This window comes from Bradyrhizobium sp. MI1.7 (assembly GCF_055811795.1).
Genome location: NZ_JBVVPO010000005.1, coordinates 1 through 17348, shown reverse-complemented (window position 1 = coordinate 17348; position 17348 = coordinate 1). Strand labels below are relative to the sequence as shown.

22 protein-coding genes and 1 pseudogene are annotated in these 17348 nt (G+C 63.9%); 5 read left to right on the top strand and 18 right to left on the bottom strand.

Translation table 11 applies throughout. The features are described from left to right. The 17 genes from AC0L3X_RS07360 to motA form a co-directional block, all read right to left on the bottom strand. The coding region (locus tag AC0L3X_RS07360; RefSeq protein ID WP_473316368.1) for a flagellin N-terminal helical domain-containing protein at positions 1-156 on the bottom strand (156 nt) is incomplete at its 3' end. A gap of 261 nt (positions 157-417) precedes the next feature. Further along, positions 418-1158, bottom strand: coding sequence for a flagellar type III secretion system pore protein FliP (gene fliP / locus AC0L3X_RS07355; protein WP_473316334.1), 741 nt, complete (start codon positions 1156-1158; stop codon positions 418-420). Further along, entirely contained in the window at positions 1155-1598 is a 444-nt protein-coding gene (locus tag AC0L3X_RS07350; protein ID WP_063986114.1) for a flagellar basal body-associated FliL family protein, read from the bottom strand. The genes fliP and AC0L3X_RS07350 overlap by 4 nt, the downstream gene beginning before the upstream one ends. 42 nt (positions 1599-1640) lie before the next feature. Beyond that, a complete protein-coding gene (flgH, locus tag AC0L3X_RS07345; protein ID WP_028153467.1) occupies positions 1641-2336 on the bottom strand; it encodes a flagellar basal body L-ring protein FlgH in 696 nt (231 codons plus the stop codon). Continuing rightward, positions 2337-3107 (bottom strand): MotE family protein, encoded by a 771-nt coding sequence (locus AC0L3X_RS07340; RefSeq protein ID WP_063981300.1) that lies wholly within the window; start codon positions 3105-3107, stop codon positions 2337-2339. It abuts the gene before it with no gap. 67 nt (positions 3108-3174) lie between these two features. Further along, the gene (gene flgI / locus AC0L3X_RS07335) at positions 3175-4305 is read right to left on the bottom strand and encodes a flagellar basal body P-ring protein FlgI (RefSeq protein ID WP_063981299.1); all 1131 of its coding nucleotides are present in this window, start codon (positions 4303-4305) and stop codon (positions 3175-3177) included. Next, positions 4302-4757 carry a flagellar basal body P-ring formation chaperone FlgA gene (flgA, locus tag AC0L3X_RS07330; RefSeq protein ID WP_063986113.1) on the bottom strand — a complete coding sequence of 152 codons (456 nt, stop codon included), beginning with the start codon at positions 4755-4757 and terminating at the stop codon, positions 4302-4304. Before flgA ends, flgI begins: the two co-directional genes overlap by 4 nt. A 35-nt stretch (positions 4758-4792) precedes the next feature. Continuing rightward, positions 4793-5581: a flagellar basal-body rod protein FlgG gene (flgG, locus tag AC0L3X_RS07325; protein WP_063981298.1), complete on the bottom strand. Its 789-nt coding sequence runs from the start codon at positions 5579-5581 to the stop codon at positions 4793-4795. A 17-nt stretch (positions 5582-5598) separates the two neighbouring features. Beyond that, complete coding sequence (fliE, locus tag AC0L3X_RS07320; protein WP_014492660.1) at positions 5599-5928, bottom strand: flagellar hook-basal body complex protein FliE; 330 nt, start codon at positions 5926-5928, stop codon at positions 5599-5601. Between the two features lie 2 nt (positions 5929-5930). Continuing rightward, the gene (gene flgC, locus AC0L3X_RS07315) at positions 5931-6347 is read right to left on the bottom strand and encodes a flagellar basal body rod protein FlgC (RefSeq protein WP_014492659.1); all 417 of its coding nucleotides are present in this window, start codon (positions 6345-6347) and stop codon (positions 5931-5933) included. A gap of 11 nt (positions 6348-6358) precedes the next feature. Continuing rightward, positions 6359-6739, bottom strand: a complete 381-nt coding sequence (flgB, locus tag AC0L3X_RS07310) for a flagellar basal body rod protein FlgB (protein ID WP_014492658.1) — start codon at positions 6737-6739, stop codon at positions 6359-6361. A gap of 85 nt (positions 6740-6824) precedes the next feature. Then, positions 6825-7910: a flagellar biosynthesis protein FlhB gene (flhB, locus tag AC0L3X_RS07305; protein ID WP_039153365.1), complete on the bottom strand. Its 1086-nt coding sequence runs from the start codon at positions 7908-7910 to the stop codon at positions 6825-6827. 13 nt (positions 7911-7923) lie between these two features. Next, positions 7924-8964 carry a flagellar motor switch protein FliG gene (locus AC0L3X_RS07300; RefSeq protein ID WP_014492656.1) on the bottom strand — a complete coding sequence of 347 codons (1041 nt, stop codon included), beginning with the start codon at positions 8962-8964 and terminating at the stop codon, positions 7924-7926. Positions 8965-8966: 2 nt separating this feature from the next. Beyond that, positions 8967-9341 carry a flagellar motor switch protein FliN gene (fliN, locus tag AC0L3X_RS07295; protein WP_063981297.1) on the bottom strand — a complete coding sequence of 125 codons (375 nt, stop codon included), beginning with the start codon at positions 9339-9341 and terminating at the stop codon, positions 8967-8969. 76 nt (positions 9342-9417) lie between these two features. Further along, on the bottom strand, positions 9418-9732 hold the full coding sequence (locus tag AC0L3X_RS07290) for a hypothetical protein (RefSeq protein WP_063981296.1): 315 nt from the start codon (positions 9730-9732) through the stop codon (positions 9418-9420). Further along, on the bottom strand, positions 9713-10654 hold the full coding sequence (locus tag AC0L3X_RS07285; protein WP_028153460.1) for a flagellar motor switch protein FliM: 942 nt from the start codon (positions 10652-10654) through the stop codon (positions 9713-9715). Before AC0L3X_RS07285 ends, AC0L3X_RS07290 begins: the two co-directional genes overlap by 20 nt. Next, entirely contained in the window at positions 10651-11547 is an 897-nt protein-coding gene (gene motA, locus AC0L3X_RS07280) for a flagellar motor stator protein MotA (protein WP_063981295.1), read from the bottom strand. The genes AC0L3X_RS07285 and motA overlap by 4 nt, the downstream gene beginning before the upstream one ends. A 142-nt stretch (positions 11548-11689) precedes the next feature. Here motA and AC0L3X_RS07275 point away from each other — a divergent pair, with 142 nt between their 5' ends. Genes AC0L3X_RS07275 through fliI form a run of 3 tightly spaced genes read left to right on the top strand, consistent with a single transcriptional unit; the run spans position 11690 to position 14584 of the window. Beyond that, on the top strand, positions 11690-12490 hold the full coding sequence (locus tag AC0L3X_RS07275; RefSeq protein WP_063981294.1) for a DUF1217 domain-containing protein: 801 nt from the start codon (positions 11690-11692) through the stop codon (positions 12488-12490). Between the two features lie 3 nt (positions 12491-12493). Continuing rightward, positions 12494-13222, top strand: coding sequence for a flagellar basal-body rod protein FlgF (gene flgF / locus AC0L3X_RS07270; protein WP_063981293.1), 729 nt, complete (start codon positions 12494-12496; stop codon positions 13220-13222). 36 nt (positions 13223-13258) lie between these two features. After that, positions 13259-14584: a flagellar protein export ATPase FliI gene (gene fliI, locus AC0L3X_RS07265; RefSeq protein WP_063981292.1), complete on the top strand. Its 1326-nt coding sequence runs from the start codon at positions 13259-13261 to the stop codon at positions 14582-14584. A gap of 56 nt (positions 14585-14640) precedes the next feature. Here the strand turns inward: fliI and AC0L3X_RS07260 are convergent, their stop codons facing one another. Beyond that, positions 14641-14817: a hypothetical protein gene (locus AC0L3X_RS07260; RefSeq protein ID WP_187387941.1), complete on the bottom strand. Its 177-nt coding sequence runs from the start codon at positions 14815-14817 to the stop codon at positions 14641-14643. 616 nt (positions 14818-15433) lie between these two features. On the opposite strand from AC0L3X_RS07260, the gene AC0L3X_RS07255 reads away from it, so the two are divergent. Both AC0L3X_RS07255 and AC0L3X_RS07250 read left to right on the top strand, forming a co-directional pair. Next, positions 15434-16069: a MarR family winged helix-turn-helix transcriptional regulator gene (locus AC0L3X_RS07255; protein ID WP_063981291.1), complete on the top strand. Its 636-nt coding sequence runs from the start codon at positions 15434-15436 to the stop codon at positions 16067-16069. 986 nt (positions 16070-17055) lie between these two features. Next, a pseudogene (locus AC0L3X_RS07250) lies at positions 17056-17348 on the top strand (hypothetical protein); the annotation flags it as partial.

Here is a 17348-nt window from a genome sequence, read left to right as displayed (position 1 = left end):
CGACGTTGCGATCGACCAGTAGGCGGCGTTGTCGGAAGCGGTGGCCACGCGCTGGCCGGTCGAGATCCGGTTCTGCGTGGTGGAGAGTTGCGAGCTGACAGACCGCAGGGTCTGGAGCGCGGTCATGGCGGTCGAGTTCGTAAGCAGGCTTGACATTGCGAATGTCCCTTTGATGTACGCGTTACATTTTCACGAGGGGACATACCGGGCTTTCACCGGTACGGAGGGGCGGCATCATGCCTTTGGACTGATGTGGGTGGGGTCCAACCCGCCGTGCCGCATTGCTAGCACGTCGAATCTTGCGCCGAGATTAAGATCGGCTTGAATTTCGCTGTAATATCATATAGTTAACATTACCCTCTGCTAACCATAGACCGGCACTTTTCGCTAACCATAACCGGCCGGCGATCGCGGTCGCTACGAGAACGACCGCACCAGTCCGGAGGCCAGCAGGTTCCAGCCGTCGATCAACACGAAGAACAGCATCTTGAACGGCAGCGCGATGATCGTCGGCGGCATCATCATCATGCCCATCGACATGGTCAGCGTCGCCACGATCATGTCGATGACCAGGAACGGCAGGATGATGAGGAATCCGATCTCGAACGAACGCCTGAGCTCGGAGATCATGAAGGCCGGAATGATGACGCGCATGTCGATGCGCTTGTCGTCGAACTTCTTGCGGAAGCTCTCCGCGGCGAGTGCCTCGAAGGTCTGGAGATCCTTGTCGCGGACATGGGCCAGCATGAACTCGCGGAACGGATCGGTGATCTTCAGATAGGCCTCTTCCTCCGAGATCTCGTTCTTCATCAGCGGCTGGACGCCGGTTTCCCAGGCGCGGTCGAAGGTCGGCGCCATCACGTAGAAGGTCATGAACAGCGCGAGGCTGATCAGCACCAGATTGGCCGGCGTGGTCTGAAGGCCGAGACCGGAGCGCAGGAACGACAGCGCCACCGCAAATCGCGTGAAGCTCGTCACCATGATCAGCAGCCCCGGCGCCACCGACATCACCGTGATCACCGCCATCAGCTGGATGATGCGGCCGCTGGTCGAGCCGTTGCCCGGCGGCAGCAGCGAGTTGAGGTCCGGAATCTGGGCCAGCGCCACCTCGGGCAGCACGACCAGAACCAACGCGAGCAGCAGGACTCCCACTCTCACTGAATCACCAAGGTCTCAATGATCAATTCGCGGATCTTGCCCGACGAGCGGATATTGGCCCGCTCCGTCAGGTCGTCGCGGAGATGCTGAAGCCCGCGCGATCCCTCGAACTGGCCAACCGATGCCGACCGCAGATAGGTCACGATGTCCTCGCTGATATGGGCGGCCAGGATGCCGGCATCCTCGTCGCTCATGCTATCGGTCACCATGGAGGCTTCGACACGGGCCCAGTTGTTGGCCGGCGCGGCGAGATTGGTCACGATCGGGGACAGCTTTCTCAGCCGTGCGCTGCCGGCGTAGCTCGTGGCAAGGGGCGGCGGCGTGGCGCTCTTCTTCGCGTCGGCGGCGCGCTCCGCGGCCGCGAACAGCTGCAGGCCGGCAACCGCGCCCGCACCGATCGCGATCAGGGTCAGCACCACAATGGCCGCAATCAGGCGCATCACGTCCCCTGCCCTCGCGGCGCGGCGCGGTCGGCGCGATTCTCAGAATGGTGCCACGGCGTCATAGATCCGATGTCCCCATCCAGGCTGCTGCACGTCAGACAGATTTCCGCGACCGCCATAAGCCACGCGTGCCTCAGCGATCTTCTCGTAGGAGATCGTGTTGGTGCGCGAGATATCGCGCGGACGCACGATGCCGCCGACGTTGAGCACGCGCATCTCGGTATTGACCTTGAACTCCTGCGAGCCGCTGATCATCATATTGCCGTTGGGCAACACGTCGGTGACGATGGCGGCAATCGACAGCTTGATGTCTTCGGTACGATCGATCTGACCGTTCCCCTTGATCTGGGTGTTGGTGTTCAGATTGGCGCTGGTCGAGCCCTTGTCCTGCCATCCGGCGACGTCCATCAGCCAATCCAGCCCGAACTTGATTTGCGAATCGCGCGAACGATCGGTCTTGTTGTCGAGCTTGGCCTTGTCCTGCATCGAGATGATGACGGTCACGACGTCGCCGGTGCGCCGGGCACGGGGATCGCGATAGAGATCCGTGCCGTCGTCCCAGGTCGAGCGATAGCTGACGGGCGTACGCATGCGGGGCGTCACCGGAATCGGATCGGCCTGTGTCCTCAGGCCGGTGCCGACCGGCGACAGTCGCGGACCGGTCAGCACTTCCGCGGGATCGCCGATGCACCCGGTCAGCATCAGGAGCGGCAGGATGAGGATCAGATTCTTCATCTATTTGGTCTTTCCGTCATCCACGCGACGCATTCCGCCGAGCAGATCGGCAAGGTGCGCCGCGCGTGCCGTCTCCATCTCGTTGAAGATCGCGCTCGAGCTCCTCGGACTGAGTTTTGCAAGCACGGCGGCGGCGGTCTCGTCCGCCATCCCGGCGATCTGGGTCGCCGCGGCATCCGGCTTCATGCGCGAATAGATCTCGACGACGCTGGCTTCGGCCTTCTTCAGGAAGTCGTCACGCAGCGCCATCCACTTCTCGTATTCGGCGCGCTTGGCCTCGACCTCGGCGATCCGCTCCCGGAGCTGGGTCTCGGCCTTCTCCAGCTCCCTGAGCTGCCAGGCCAGCCGCGCATCGACGGCGGGGTCGGCGACATTGCTGCAGAACAGGGCGACCTCATTGTCCGCAGGTACGGCAGCCTGTGCCGGTGCGGGCTTCGGCGGCGCCGTGACGCTGCCCGGCTTGGCCGGGCGCGCGGGCGCGACTGCGGGCGCTGGCGCGGGCTTCTCGGGAGCCGGCACGGCCCCCGTGATCGCAGGTCCGGAATCTTCGGCGGCCCACGCCGTCGCCCGGAACGACGCATTGTCGCCCGGTATCGACGAGGCCGCCGGATACGGCTTCTGCGGTCCGGGCGCGCGGGCACGCGCGAACGACAGCAGGTTGAGCGGCTTCGACGGCTTGGCCTCATCCAGCGCCAGAACGGGCGAAGCGCATCCGAGCGCGCAGGCCGCGACCAGGAGGAGGAGTTTGGCTTTGTGATCCAGCTTCAGCATCGGGCCGCGTGCGATTCTCGGTCGAGACCTGAGCATTGAGCGACCAAGCTTGCACGACGCTTGTGCATCATTGCACGATCACGTCGGCCTGGAGTGCGCCGGCCGTTTTGATCGCCTGGAGGATCGCGATGATGCCCGACGGCTTCAAGCCGATCTGGTTCAGCCCGCGCACCAGGCGCTGGAGGTCGACGCCGCTCAGGATCGCCACCTGCGATCCGGCCTCGTTGGCCTCGACCACCGTCTGGGGAACGACCACCGTCTGCCCTCGCGAGAACGGCGCCGGCTGCGACACCACGGGAAGCTCGGTGACACGAACCGTCAGGTTGCCATGCGTCACGGCGACGGTCGATATGCGCACGTCGCGCCCGATCACCACCGTACCGGTCCGCTCGTTGATCACCACTCGCGCCGGCGTGTCCGGCTCGACCGTCAACTCGCCGATTTCGGCGAGGAAGCGGACGGGGCCGATATGGCGCGGCTTCGACAGCACGATGGTGCGGTAGTCGCGCTCGAAGGCGATCTGCGCGCGGTAGCGGCCACCGGCGTAACCGTTGATGGCGTCGAGAATGCGTGTCGCGGTGACGAAATCAGGGTTCTTGAGCTCCAGCACCAGGAACTCCATCTCGTGGAGGCTTCCCTGCACCTCGCGCTCGACCAGCGCACCGTTCGGGATGCGGCCCGCCGTCGGCGTGCCCTGGCTGACGTTCTGTGCCTGCCCTCCCACACTGTAACCGGCGACCGTGACCGCGCCTTGCGCCACCGCATAGACCGCGCCGTCCGCCGCCCGCAGCGACGTCATCACCAGCGTGCCGCCGAGCAGCGAGGTCGCATCGCCGAGCGACGATACGGTCACGTCCATGCGCTCGCCCGCCCCGATCGAGGGCGCCAAATCCGCGGTCACCATGACGGCAGCGACGTTGCGTGTGCGCAGCGTCGTCGGACGCGGGGGATTGTTGGTGCTCGTGGTTTCGTTCCTGACGTTGATGCCCATGTTCTCGAGCATCGATTGCAGGGACTGCTCCGTGAACGGAGCGTTGCGGAGCGTGTCGCCGGTGCCGTTCAGGCCGATGACGAGGCCGTAACCGACGATCTGGTTTTCGCGCAATCCCTTGATGTCCGCGATGTCCTTGATGCGGACGGCCGCCTGGGCGCTGGCGGCGGAAACGAGCAGGATGAGCGCAAGCAGGAATCTGGTCATGATCCATCCACGACCTTGACGGTGCCGTCCGGCTGGACGACGCCTCTGATGATCACGCCGGTGTCGGTGTTTCGCACCGGGATGAGCGCGCCGGTCGCGCCCGACTGCATCGCCGCGCCGTAGGTGACGATCGACAGGCCGCTGTCTTCCACCACGACCTTGACCATGGCGCCGCGGGCAATCGTCCAGGGATCCTCCACCGAATTGGTCGGAATCGGCTGGCCCGGCAGCAGCGCGCGCCGTGCCATGCGTCCGACCAGGATCTGGCGTCCTTCGATGAACATGGCAACGCCGAGCACATTCGGCGCGAAGGCACGTTCCGTGATCATGTCGTCCCGGATCAGCTCGCCGGCGCGGATCGACACGGCCGGCACGGGAAGCCGCTTCTCCTCGGCCGCAGCGAGGCGCGCCGAGACGAGAACCAGCAGCACGGCGGCCAACCCGCGCACCATCAAGCCCACCCTGTTCGACATCGAGAACACCGGAACTAGCGCATGCCCTTCGAGACCGTCTGGGCCATTTCATCCGAGGCCTGGATGACCTTGGCGTTCATTTCGTAGGCGCGCTGCGCCGAGATCAACTCGGTGATTTCCTTGACCGGGTCGACGTTCGAGGCTTCGAGATATTGCTGATTGATCTTGCCGTACCCGGAATCGCCCGGCAGCCCGACGACCGGCGTGCCGGACGCCGTGGTCTCGCGATAGAGGTTGCTGCCGAGCGGCTCGAGGCCCGCTTCGTTGGCGAAATTGGCGAGGTTGAGCTGGCCGATCTGCCGCGGGTTCACTTCCGTATCCAGCTTGGCAAACACCTGTCCGGTCTGGTTGACGACGACCTGAACCGTTCCCTGCGGTATCGTGATTGCGGGATCCAGCAGATAGCCGTCGGTGGTGACGAGCTGGCCGTTGGCGTTGGGGCTGAACGAGCCGGCGCGCGTGTATTGCACCTCGTTGTTCGGGCCGAGCACCTGAAACCAGCCGCGACCGTTGATCGCGAGGTCGTAGGGGTTGCCGGTCTGCGTGAGCGCGCCCTGGATGTGCAGCTTGCGGATGGCCGTCGACTTGACGCCGAGACCGAGATTGGAGCCTTCCGGGATCGGCGAGGAGCCATTGACGTTCGCGACGCCCTGCATGCGGTCCATCTGGTAGAACAGATCGGTGAATTCCGCGCGCGCACGCTTGTACGACGTCGAATTGATGTTGGCGATGTTGTTCGCGATGACTTCGATGTTGGTCTGCTGGGCGTTCATGCCCGTGGCCGCAATGGCGAGCGATTTCACAGCTTCATTCCCTCAGATCAAATCGACATCCGGACGACTTCTTGGTAGGCCTGCACGACCTTGTCGCGAACCGCGACCGCGGTCTGCAAGGCCTGCTCGGCCGACATCAGCGCCTCCACGACCTTCCGGGTCGATTCCTTACCCTGCATCGCCGAGATCGACGCCGCTTCGCCCGCCTTCAGCGTCCCGATCGCGTCCGTCGTCACCTGCTTCATCACCGATTCGAATCCGACATCGTCGGTGGACTGAATGGCGGTCGGCGCCGCCGGCGCGATGGCCTGCGTCTCGGTCGCGCGGCTCGCCGCTTGCCCGGCGGAAATCGCGGTGGATGAAATTGCCTCAAGCATTGTCAGCTCCTCAGCAGGTCGATGGTCATGCCCAGCATCGACCGCACCTGTTTCACGACCTGGAGATTGGCTTCATAGGACCGGTTGACTTCCCGCATGTCGGCCATCTCGATCATCATGTTGACGTTCGGCAGCTTGACGTAACCGGCCTTGTCGGCGGCGGGATGTCCCGGCTCGTACTCCACGCGATACGGCGTGGTGTCGACCCCGATCTCCTTGACCTTCGCAAGCTGCGCGCCCGAGGCGCGGTCCATGGCGGCATCGAAAGTGATGGTCTTGCGCTGATACGGATCGGCGCCGGCCGTGCGCCCCGTCGAGGTCGCATTGGCAAGGTTTTCCGAAACGATGCGCATGCGCGTCGACTGCGCTTCGAGCCCGGAGCTCGCGACCGTCAATGACGCTTGCAGTGAGTCCAGCATGTCAATTCACCTCAGCTCTTCGCGCTCGACAGCAGCATGCGGTGGAACGACCGCACGACCGCCGAGTTCATCGAGTAGTCGCGACTGACGTCGCTGCCCTTGATCATTTCCTGCTCGAGGCTGACGGAGTTGCCGGAGTGAACCACTTCCCAGCTGTCCTTCTTCGCGGTCTTCCGCGTATCGGTCTCGGCCGCGGACAATTGCATGTGCGAGGGTGACGTCGTCGCGAGTCTGACCGGCGTGGCGTCGAGCACCTTGTTGAAGGGCTCGACGTCGCGCGCCTTGAAGCCCGGCGTATTGGCGTTGGCGACGTTGGTCGCGATGGTCGACTGGCGGAGCTCGAGGTACCGCGCCTGCGACGATGCGAGTTCGAAGAGATAAAGCGGTCCCACGACGGCCCCATGCTGATTTCTTAAGATTAAGTTTAGGGCCGCAAGCTTTCGTCAGGCTGATGCAGCCGACGCTATGCTCGGAAATCTACTGAACCTTCTCGGTCCGCGGCGCCTGCTTGGACTGCAGGAAGTAGATGATCTCGGCGACCGGCCGGAAGAATTCCGCCGGAATCACCTGGTCGACCTGAACCGCCTCATAGAGCGCGCGCGCCAGCGCCTTGTTCTCGATCACCGGGATCCGGTTCTGCTCCGCGACTTCGCGGATCTTCAGCGCGATCACGTCCATGCCCTTGGCGACGACCATGGGCGCTGCGTTTTCCTCGCGCTTGTAGCGCAGCGCGATCGCGAAGTGTGTCGGGTTGGCGATCACCAGCGTCGCGCGCGAGGCGGATGCGATCATGCGTTGGCGCGAACGGTCGCGCGCCAGCGAGCGCAGGCGCGCCTTGATCAGGGGATCGCCTTCCGCCTGCTTGTGCTCGTCCTTGATCTCCTGCTTGGTCATGCGCAGCTCGCGCCGCCAGTGGAAGCGCGCCCAGGCGAGATCGATCGCGACCAGGACGATGGTGGCGATGCAGATCGCCGAGACGATCCGCATCGCGATGTTGAGAATCATCTCCGGCAGCGCGACCGGATCCGTGTACATCGCCTCGAACGCCCTGGCTTCGGACGAGCGCAGCACGAACACGACGACGACCGTCACCGAGACGAGCTTGAACAGCGACTTGGCGAATTCGACGAGGCCCTGCGTTCCGAACAGCCGGCTCCAGCCGCTGATCGGCGAGATTCGCGACAGCTGCGGCTTGATGCGCTCCAGCACCAGGCGCGGCGCATTCTGCAGCAACGATGCGGCGAGGCCGAACACCGCCAGGGTGACGACCAGCGGCACCAGGAATCGCAACGCCTCGAGGCCCACCACCGTGAGCAGGTTGCGCGCGTCCGCGCCGTTGCTGAGAGGGAAGCCTTCGGGATCGTCGAGCAGGCTCTTCAGCGTCGGCGTCAATTGCTGTACGCCCTGGCCGATCAGGAACGCCTGGATCACCATCAGCGCGGCCATCGAGGCGAAGATAGAAGCCTCCCGAGAGACCGGGATTTTGCCCTGTTCGAGCGAATCGCGGACTTTCTTCTCGGTCGGCTCTTCTGTCTTGCTCTCCTGATCGGATGTTTCTGCCATGCCCGTTCAGCGGTCAGCGGAAGACCAGCTCGTCCTCCTGCTCGGGGTTGAGCTCGATTTCGCCCTTTTCCGCCAGGTCGAGTGCAAGGTCGGTGATGACGCGGCGCGCCTCCAGCACGTCGCGCTGGTTCGACGGCTCGCCGATGGCGAGTTCGTGCTCGACGACGCGGCGGACGCGCGAGGCAACGGAGGACAGGATGAGTTCGCGGAAATGCTTGTCCGTGCCTTTCAGCGCGATAACGATGCGATCGGTCGGCACCTGGTCGAAGATCATGGTGCGCGCCTTCGGGGTCAAATTGACCACGTCGTCGAAGGTGAACAGCAGTTCCTTCAGAACTTCGGCCGACTTCGGACGCTTCTCCGACAAGCTCTTCAGCATGTCCTCGATATGGCCGCGCTCCATCTTGTTGATGATGTCCGCGACGCGCGCGTAGGTGTCGGCGCCGAGGTTGCGGGCGAAATTGAGCGTCAGGTCCTCGTGCAGCGTCTTCTCGAGGACTTTCATGGCGTCGTCGACGATCGGCTTGAGGCTGAGGACGCGCCGCATCAGCTCATTGCGCAGGCTCGACGGCAGCTGGCTCATCACCTTGGCGGCGCAGGACGGCTTGACCTTGGACAGGATCAGCGCCGCGGTTTGCGGATGCTCCTTGGAGAGGTACGTCGCCAGCGAGTTTTCCGACACCGACGAGACGCGGTCCCACACCGACCGGCTCGAATTGCCGAGCAGGTCCGACATGATTGCCGAGACCTGGTCGGCAGGCAGCACGTCGCCGAGTACAGCTTCAAGACCGCCGATGGTGCCGAGAATGTTGGCGCCCATCGAGAACTGCTGAGCGAACTCCTCGACGATCGACTCGAGCTCCTGCGCGGTGATCGGCCGCAGCTCGGCCGCGGCCTTGGTGACGATGCGGATATCCTGCGGCTCGAACTGCGAGAGCACGCTCGCGGCCGCCTGCCGGCCCATGGCCAGCAGGAGTGCCGCGACCTTTTCCGTTCCGCCCAGCGTGGCAACGCCTCGCTGCTTGATAGGAGCGACGCCGACCTGTGCCGCCATGATCAGGTATCACCCTGCCCCAGCGGTCCGACGATCTCTGTGAGCGAGACGCCGAAGCGGGAATTGTCCTCTTCGACGACGACCACTTCGCCGCGGGCAACGACGCGGCCATTGACCACGACGTCGACGGGCTCGCCGACGCGGTGATCGAGTGGAACCACCGCGCCGCGGCCGAGCTTCATCAGGTTCGCGACCGGAATGGTCGCCGAACCGAGCACGACCTGCATCGTGACGGGAATGCGCAGGATGGCATCGACATTGGCGAATTTGCCGGTTTCCTCCGCCGTGCGCGCGGCGATCTCCGCCAGCCGCTCCAGCGGAGACGCATCGGTCTCTCCCGATGCCGATGCAGACTCATAGTCGAAAGATTGCGCCATTTGGTATCGCCTCTTGGTATTTCCGCTCCCGGAGCGTCGCGACGGTCCGATCGCACGTGTCCTTCAAGTCCCGAATTCAATGCTTGTTCGCCTCGGCGCCGCTCACGGTTGAGGCCGGTTGGAGCCCGCTCCGCGCGTCGAGCGCCGCGATCGCCTCGTGGGCCTGATCTATCTTCGTGCTCAGCACGTTGGCGAGCCGGCCGAGATTTGCGGTGGAATCATGCGCGGCGGTGATGACGGTGTCGAAGGCGCCCGCCGTCTCGTGGACGATGGTCGAGAACTCGCCCTGGTAACTGCGCAGCCGCGCCAATTCGCGGTGCATCCGGGTCACCCTCATGCTGGTGAACGCCAGCGCGATCAGCAGCACGGCATCAACGAGATAGGATATCATCGACGAACTCCCGCTTCTGATCGACGGGATCGGCCACCTGCATGGCGTAATAGCCATCGAGCTGGCCGATCTGACACCAGAACAGCACCTGGTTGTTGCTCTCGAGCCGGGCCAGCGTGCGCGGCGTGGCCTCGAGCTCCAGAACCTGCCCCACCTTGAATTGCACGACGTCCTCGAGGGAAATCATCTTCTCGTCGAGCACCGCGCTCAGCGTCACTTCGGTACGGTGAACCTCGCTCTCCATCTGCTCGCGCCAGCGCGGATCGGCCGCGCGGCCGTCGCTGACGACGACGTGGGCGAGCTTCTGCCTGAGCGGATTGAGCGCGGAGTGCGGAATGATCAGGAACATCTGGCCGCCGCGATAGAGCGCCTGCACCATCATGTTCGCGCAGATCGACATATTGCTGGCGCGGCCAATCGCGAGCGACGCCATCGCCGTCTCGACTCGCTCGACACGGAAGGTGACATTGGAGGTGCCGGCGAAGGCGCCCTGCAGCGCCTTGGCGAACCGCTCAAACAGTGCCTGGACCAGCCGGATCTCGATGTTCGAGAAGGTGCGTTCGACGTCGAGCGGCGGTTCGGCGCCGTCGGAGCCGAACATCGCCTCGACCATGGTGAAGACGAAGTCGCGATCCAGCATAATGATGACGCGCGAGTCCCACTGCTCGGCATAGAGCACGGCGGCAACCGCGTTGCCCTCGTAATCCTTGATGATGTCGCCGAGCGGGTCGTTGGTGATGCCGTTGACGGAGAAGTAGCACGGCGTTCCGGCCATCGGCTGCAGGCTGTCGGTGCACGATGCCGCCATGCGATCGAAGATCACATTGAGCATCGGCATGCGTTCGATCGATATGCCGGCGGCGTCCAGCAGGTAGTTCGGCAGCTGCTTCCGCTGATCGACGTCGAGGTCTTCCGTCATCATGCGCGGGCAGCCTTCGGTTCAGCCTCGGTCGCGACGGCCTTCGGACCCGCAATCGTCTCGTTCTCGACCACGTCGATCGACGGCCGTTCGCCGCTCGCGATCATCTTGCGACCGTGCTCGACGGCGATCTGCGGCATGGCGCCGTTCATGAACGCCAGCAGCGTCTGCTTGACGATGATGTAGGGCCGGCAGCGCTTCTCTCGCGTCATCTTGATCTTGATCGCGAAGGGCGAGAGGACACCGTAGGACAGGAAGATGCCGGCGAAGGTGCCGACGAGCGCCGCGCCGATGAAGCCGCCAAGGAGCTTCGGCGACTGGTCGAGCGCGCCCATGGCCTTGATGACGCCGAGCACGGCGGCGACGATGCCGAGCGCCGGCAGCGCCTCGGACACGACCACCATCGAATTGTAGGGCGCCAGCTTGGCCTTCACGATGGTGTGGATCTCTTCGTCCATCAGCGCTTCGATCTCGTGCGTGCGCGCATTGCCCATGATGATGAGGCGGACATAGTCGCAGATGAACTGCAGCAACGGCGGGTCCCCGAGGACGCTCGGGAACGCCTTGAAGATCTCCGAGGACGCGGGATCGTCGATATGCGCCTCGACCTCGTTGCGGCCTTTGCCCCGGAGCTCCCGCATCAGGGCATGGAGCGCTCCGAGCAGATCGAGGTAATAGCGCTCACTCGGCACTGCGCCGGTGATGGCCTGCATGCAGGCCACGCCGGTATCAACGACCGTTTTCCACGGATTGGCGACGATGAAGGTGCCGATCGCGGTGCCCAGGATGATCACGAATTCCCACGGCTGCATGAGCACGGCCAGATGCCCGCCCATGGCGGCAAATCCGCCGAGCAGTGCCGCTACCGTGATGAAAATCCCCACGAAACTGAGCAACGCGCCACTCCATCGCCGATCCCATCGGGAATATCTAGTCGGCGACGCTTGCGCGAGGCTGGCTTCGTGGTCGCCAGCCCCGCGCAAGCAATTGGCGGCAGCTTGAGACGAAGTCGCAACGGCGGCCAGAGGGGCGCGTGCCATGCTATCCACGATCGCGGACTACACCAGACTGACCAAGGACATGGGCAAATCGCTGACGCAGGTCGCGGCCCAGCCGGACGTCAGCCGCGACACCGATTATTTTCTCAGCCATATCGGCAATGTGAAGACGATCGACGACTTCCTGAAGGACTATCGCCTCTACTCCTACGCGATGAAGGCCTTTGGTCTCAGCGACATGACCTATGCCAAGGCGTTCATGCGCAAGGTGCTGACCGAGGGTGTCTCCGACTCCAAGAGCTTCGCCAACAAGCTGACCGACACCCGCTACCGGCAATTCGCCGCCGCCTTCAATTTCGCCGCCCTCGGCGACAAAGCGACCCAGGCCGCCGCGGCCACCACCGGTACGGCGACCCAATACGTCACGCAGACGATGGAGGAGAAGGCCGGCGACCAGAACGAGGGTCTGCGGCTGGCGCTCTATTTCACCCGCAAGGCCTCCACCATCAGCACCTCCTACCAGATCCTCGCCGACAAGGCGATGACGCAGGTGGTCCAGACCGCGCTCGGCCTGCCGTCGACCATAAGCGCGGCAGACATCGACGCCCAGGCCAAGTTGATCACGAGCAAGATCGACCTCACCGATTTCCAGGACCCGGCCAAGGTCACCAAGTTCGTGCAGCGCTTCGCCGCGATGTGGGATGCGACCCAGGCCCAGAACGACATCAACAATGGCAACTCGACCAACTCCGCGCTGGTCCTGATCGGCGGCGCGTCGTCGATGGCCGGCCTGGATACCGACATGCTTACGAAGCTTCAGTCCATCCGGTTCGGAAAGTAAGTCATGCAATCGGCTCTCTATGTGGGATTGTCGGCGCAGGTCGCCCTCGAAAAGCGCCTCCAGACGATCGCCAACAACGTCGCCAACGTCAACACGGCGGCATTCCGCACCGACGTCGTGAAGTTCGAGACCGTGCTGTCGAAGGCCGGCGCGAACCCGGTCGCCTTCTCCTCGCCCGGCGACAACATCATCTCGCGCGAGATGGGCAGCATCACCGAGAGCGGCAACCCGCTCGACGTCGCCGTGGTTGGACAGGGCTGGATCGCCTTCGCCGGCCCGAACGGCACGGTCTATACGCGCGACGGCCGCCTCCAGATCGCCCCCAACGGCGACCTTCAGACCGTGTCCGGCTTCCCCGTGATCGATGCCGGCGGCGCGCAGATCACGCTCGACCCGAACGGCGGACCGATCGCGATCGCCCGCAGCGGCGCGATCACCCAGGACAACAACGAGATCGGCTCCATCGGCCTGTTCAACATTCCCGCCGATGCCAATCTCGAGCGCTACGGCAATTCCGGCGTCACGCCGGACCGGCCCGCGACCGCCATCGCCGATTTCTCCCGCGACGGCTTCAAGCAGGGCTATGTCGAGGGCTCCAGCGCCAATCCGATGATGGAATTGACGAAGCTGATCGCGGCTTCGCGCGCCTTCGACGGCACCAATTCGATGATCGAGGGCACCGAGAGCTCGCTCCAGAACGCAATCCGGACGCTGGGCGAGCCGGGCAAATAGACTGCGCTGCATGCGCATTGAGGGTGGACGGTTTCCTTGAACGCTCTTCGGCAACTCGAGTGGGCGCTGCTGGAGCTTCAGCAGAGCACTCCCCTGGCCAGCGTCAGCGGCGCGATCTCCGAGATCGCTCCGACGCATTTCCGCGTCTCCGGCCTGTCGCGCTTCGTCAGGCTTGGTGAACTGATCGGCGTCAACTCCGGCGGCAAGCCCCAGATCGGCGAGGTGGTGCGGATCGACAGCGAGGGCATCATCGCCAAGCCGTTCGACCGGCAGTTCGCCGGCGGCCTCGGCTCGGTTGCCTACCGGATGCCGCCACTGTCCTTCGCGCCCGATCCGAGCTGGAAGGGCCGCGTCATCAACGCGCTCGGCGCGCCGCTCGACGGACAAGGTCCCCTCACCCCGGGATCGCGCACCGTCTCGGCGGAAGCCGAGGCGCCGGCGGCCATGAAGCGGGCGCGCGTCCACAAGCCGCTGCACACCGGCGTGCGCGTCATCGACCTGTTCGCCCCGATCTGCGCCGGCCAGCGCGTCGGCATCTTTGCCGGCTCCGGTGTCGGCAAATCGACGCTGCTGGCGATGCTGGCCCGCAGCCAAGGCTTTGACACCGTCGTGCTGGCGCTCGTCGGCGAACGCGGCCGCGAGGTGCGCGAATTCATCGAGGACGTGCTCGGCGCCAACCGCAGCCGCGCCATCACCATCGTATCGACGGGAGATGAAAGCCCGATGATGCGGCGGCTGGCACCGAAGACCGCCATGGCGGTCGCCGAATATTTCCGCGACCGGGGCGAATCGGTCCTGCTGGTGGTCGATTCGATCACCCGTTTCGCCCATGCCGCCCGCGAGGTCGCCCTCGCCGCCGGCGAGCCTGCGGTCGCCCGCGGTTACGCACCGACGGTCTTCACCGACCTGCCCCGCCTGCTGGAGCGCGCCGGCCCCGGCGAGGAGGGATCCGGGACGATTACCGGCATTTTCTCCGTGCTGGTCGACGGTGACGATCACAACGAGCCGATCGCCGACACCATCCGCAGCACCCTCGACGGCCACATCGTGCTCTCCAGGCACATCGCCGACCAGGCGCGCTATCCCGCCGTCGATGTTCTGGCCTCGGTCTCCCGCCTCGCCCACAACGTCTGGGACCCCGAGGAGCGCGAATTGGTGAGCAAGCTGCGCACCATGATCGCCAAATACGAGGACACGCGCGATCTTCGCCTGATGGGCGGATATCAGACGGGGCGTGATTCGGGTCTCGACCAGGCCGTCGACATGGTCCCGAAGATCTACAGCGCCATGCGGCAGGACGCCTCGGCAGGGCCGAGCGCCGATCCATTCCGCGAGCTGCGAGACATGCTCAAGGGCGACTAGCCGGGCGCGGCCGGCGCGCCCGTCGTCGTCGACCTGCTCATTATCGCGACAGTCGATCACGCATACCGCTGCGCCTCCGGCGCATGCGCACCCGTCGCCAACTGCTGCTTTCCGTCGCGCGCTAGCATCGGCCGTTCAGTGGAGATCGCGCCGCCGAGGCGAAAGCGATCCGGCGAACCCGTCTCGCTGTCATTATCACAACAACCGCTGCGTGCAATCTCTACGAGTTCCATTGCCGATTCTGTGACGGATCGCGCAAGTTGTGGATGACGCGCCGCTGCGCGTCACCGTCATGCACAAGCTTCCATCAATTTGCATCAACGGCGGACAGCAACAGGCGTGCAATCAAACCGTCGCACATTTGCGTGCAAGTAGCTTGTTACACTGCGTATTACGATCACCATCATGTGTCCTGACGAACGAGATTGTCTTGAACGTTACAATCGCTTCGAGCGACAGCCAGTCTTCGGGAGCGTCTCTACTTGATTTTGTTGAGAAGCTCATTCATCGTTTCGATGGAATACAAGAAACGTCTGCGTGTGACTTGAACTTCAGGGGCTACGGTTGAACAATACCGATCCATCGTCCGGCTGTGACGGCAACTCGGGCTTTCGTTCGACGACGCCACGATTGGCACACCATCATCGACACAGCTTCTCGCGCCGTATCTCGCAGGGTCCATCTGTCGAGTTCGGCGGCAGAACAGTCCGTGCTTTCGCGCGAGAGCCTGGCTCTGCGCATGTGTCGGATGTTGTGGTTGGTACGGCTTCTCGCGAAGGACTGGTGCGCAACGACGGAAGGCGGCTCCGGGGCGCCGCAGACGTGATATCCGGGGCAAGGTAGGAATTTATGCCGTTGGCACGCGAGGCCGTCGAGCTGCTGGTTCAGGCGGCCAGAGCCTGGTATTTCGAAGGCAATCAGCACGGGTTGCGCGACCGGGAATGGATGGCGCTGCGCTTTCTTCACCGCGCCAACAGGTTCTCGCGCACGCCGTCCGCGCTGGCCGGCTTCATCGGCGCGACCCGGGCCACGGCATCGCAGATCGTGAAGACGCTGGAAGCCAAGTCCTTCCTGGTGCGAAAGCCGTCGCACGAGGACAAGCGGTCCGTCGTGCTGCACGTCACCGCGCAAGGCGAGAAATGCCTGAGCCAGCACGACCCGATCAATCACGTGGTGAACGCGGTCACGTCTCTCGGCACCGACGAATGCGTCAGGCTGCGCGACTCGCTGCGCGAGATCCTCAATCATCTCGACGCGGCCCATCAGCGGCTCGATGCCAGCATCTGCCGCGACTGCATGTTTCTCGCCGAACGCAGTCCCGGCGCGGGCAAGGGACGCGCGAGCGCCGAATTCATGTGCCGGCTGTACCGCGCCCCGGTTTCTCTCGAGGAGACCGAGCTCCTCTGCACCAGCTTCGAGCGCACCCGCGACCGCCCGAAGATCGAGGGGCATCTCGACCGCGCGCGCATGGCGAGCCAGGGATGAGGCGGGAGTTCGCGACGTGATGGAACGCGCAAGTTTCGGGCGAATGCGATCGCCGGCGCTTGCGTAAAGTTTCTCAGCGGTATCGTTCTTTGAAACACTCGTTTCCTCCGGTCTCCCGGACGCGCTGACCAAGCACGGGAGCATAGTGGCGCACGCTCCCTCCACGTCGTTGCGAGCGCAGCAAAGCAATGACGGAGTATGAGACATCGGCGTCGTCCTCCAAGTACCCCTGTCGTTCCCCGCGACCCGGCTACGCCAAGGCTTCGCCGGGGCTGAGGTCCAGGGCCGCCGAAGCTTTAGCGTAGGCGGCAAGCGGGGGAATCCTGTACGCCGCGGCCTCTCGGCTCAATCACAGCCGTCTCTGGAATACTGGATCGCCCGGTCAAGCCGGGCGACGACAGCGAGTGCCTGGTCGCAGACACGCCTTCGCATCCTCGCGGCATGTTTCGCCCGAGTTTTGCCTGGTCACTCCACCCTCGAAGCCAAGAGGGCGCAGGGAAGGCCGGGTGCTGACCTCGCACCCGCGGTCCGCTGCGCGAAAGGTAACGCAAGGAAACCGCACAGCAGCATACAGGTGGTGCCAATCACTCGGCCTTCCCTGCGCAGGGAAGAATTAATGAGCAAAAAATGTAGCTAAATCAATTCCATGTGGTTGTTGTGTTTACATTTGTGTCGCGATCCGGTGACGGTTCGGCCGCGAAAATATATATGAATGCCTATGAACCCCTGTGGATGGCGGTGAAGGCTGGCGGCGGTCGCTCCCACCAGTGCACTGAGTGATTTTGCGCGTCTCGGGCAATCAGGGTTATGCACGCCAGAGGGCTTTTGGTTCCGCTAAGTCATTAATGGATATAAACAATTTGAAGATGTGATCCGAAGCGAGTGTTGCAGCTCGGCTACAGCAACCACGGGGCGAACGAACTACTGTTGATTCGTCGGGCGGGGCTTATCGCCCTATCGAACTGCTTTCTGAGGAGATTACTTGTATGAAAAAATTTCTGGTTGCTGCGGTCGGGATGATGGCCGTTGGATTGTCCGCTCCGGCGTCGGCGGCTGACTTGGCGGCGCGTCCGTACACCAAGGCACCGCCTCCGATCGTGGCACCGATCTACGACTGGACCGGCTTCTACATCGGCGGCAATGGTGGCTGGGCGCAGAACCACAACTGCGTGGATTTCCTTGACGCGGCCGGCGTAGCCGTAGCTTCCGGCTGCCGCGATCGGTCCGGTGGCGTCATCGGCGGCCAGCTCGGTTATCGCTGGCAGGCCAGCCAGTGGGT

Coding starts and splice junctions, on each gene's coding strand:
- flgI (WP_063981299.1), bottom strand. CDS start 4,305: ATGACCAGATTCCTGCTTGCGCTCATCCTGCTCGTTTCCGCCGCCAGC.
- fliE (WP_014492660.1), bottom strand. CDS start 5,928: ATGCTTGAGGCAATTTCATCCACCGCGATTTCCGCCGGGCAAGCGGCG.
- flgF (WP_063981293.1), top strand. CDS start 12,494: ATGCAATCGGCTCTCTATGTGGGATTGTCGGCGCAGGTCGCCCTCGAA.
- AC0L3X_RS07275 (WP_063981294.1), top strand. CDS start 11,690: ATGCTATCCACGATCGCGGACTACACCAGACTGACCAAGGACATGGGC.
- fliN (WP_063981297.1), bottom strand. CDS start 9,341: ATGGCGCAATCTTTCGACTATGAGTCTGCATCGGCATCGGGAGAGACC.
- AC0L3X_RS07260 (WP_187387941.1), bottom strand. CDS start 14,817: ATGGAACTCGTAGAGATTGCACGCAGCGGTTGTTGTGATAATGACAGC.
- AC0L3X_RS07300 (WP_014492656.1), bottom strand. CDS start 8,964: ATGGCGGCACAGGTCGGCGTCGCTCCTATCAAGCAGCGAGGCGTTGCC.
- flgC (WP_014492659.1), bottom strand. CDS start 6,347: ATGCTGGACTCACTGCAAGCGTCATTGACGGTCGCGAGCTCCGGGCTC.
- AC0L3X_RS07290 (WP_063981296.1), bottom strand. CDS start 9,732: ATGATATCCTATCTCGTTGATGCCGTGCTGCTGATCGCGCTGGCGTTC.
- flgA (WP_063986113.1), bottom strand. CDS start 4,757: ATGGTGCGCGGGTTGGCCGCCGTGCTGCTGGTTCTCGTCTCGGCGCGC.
- AC0L3X_RS07340 (WP_063981300.1), bottom strand. CDS start 3,107: ATGCTGAAGCTGGATCACAAAGCCAAACTCCTCCTCCTGGTCGCGGCC.
- AC0L3X_RS07350 (WP_063986114.1), bottom strand. CDS start 1,598: ATGCGCCTGATTGCGGCCATTGTGGTGCTGACCCTGATCGCGATCGGT.
- AC0L3X_RS07285 (WP_028153460.1), bottom strand. CDS start 10,654: ATGATGACGGAAGACCTCGACGTCGATCAGCGGAAGCAGCTGCCGAAC.
- flgH (WP_028153467.1), bottom strand. CDS start 2,336: ATGAAGAATCTGATCCTCATCCTGCCGCTCCTGATGCTGACCGGGTGC.
- AC0L3X_RS07255 (WP_063981291.1), top strand. CDS start 15,434: ATGCCGTTGGCACGCGAGGCCGTCGAGCTGCTGGTTCAGGCGGCCAGA.
- flhB (WP_039153365.1), bottom strand. CDS start 7,910: ATGGCAGAAACATCCGATCAGGAGAGCAAGACAGAAGAGCCGACCGAG.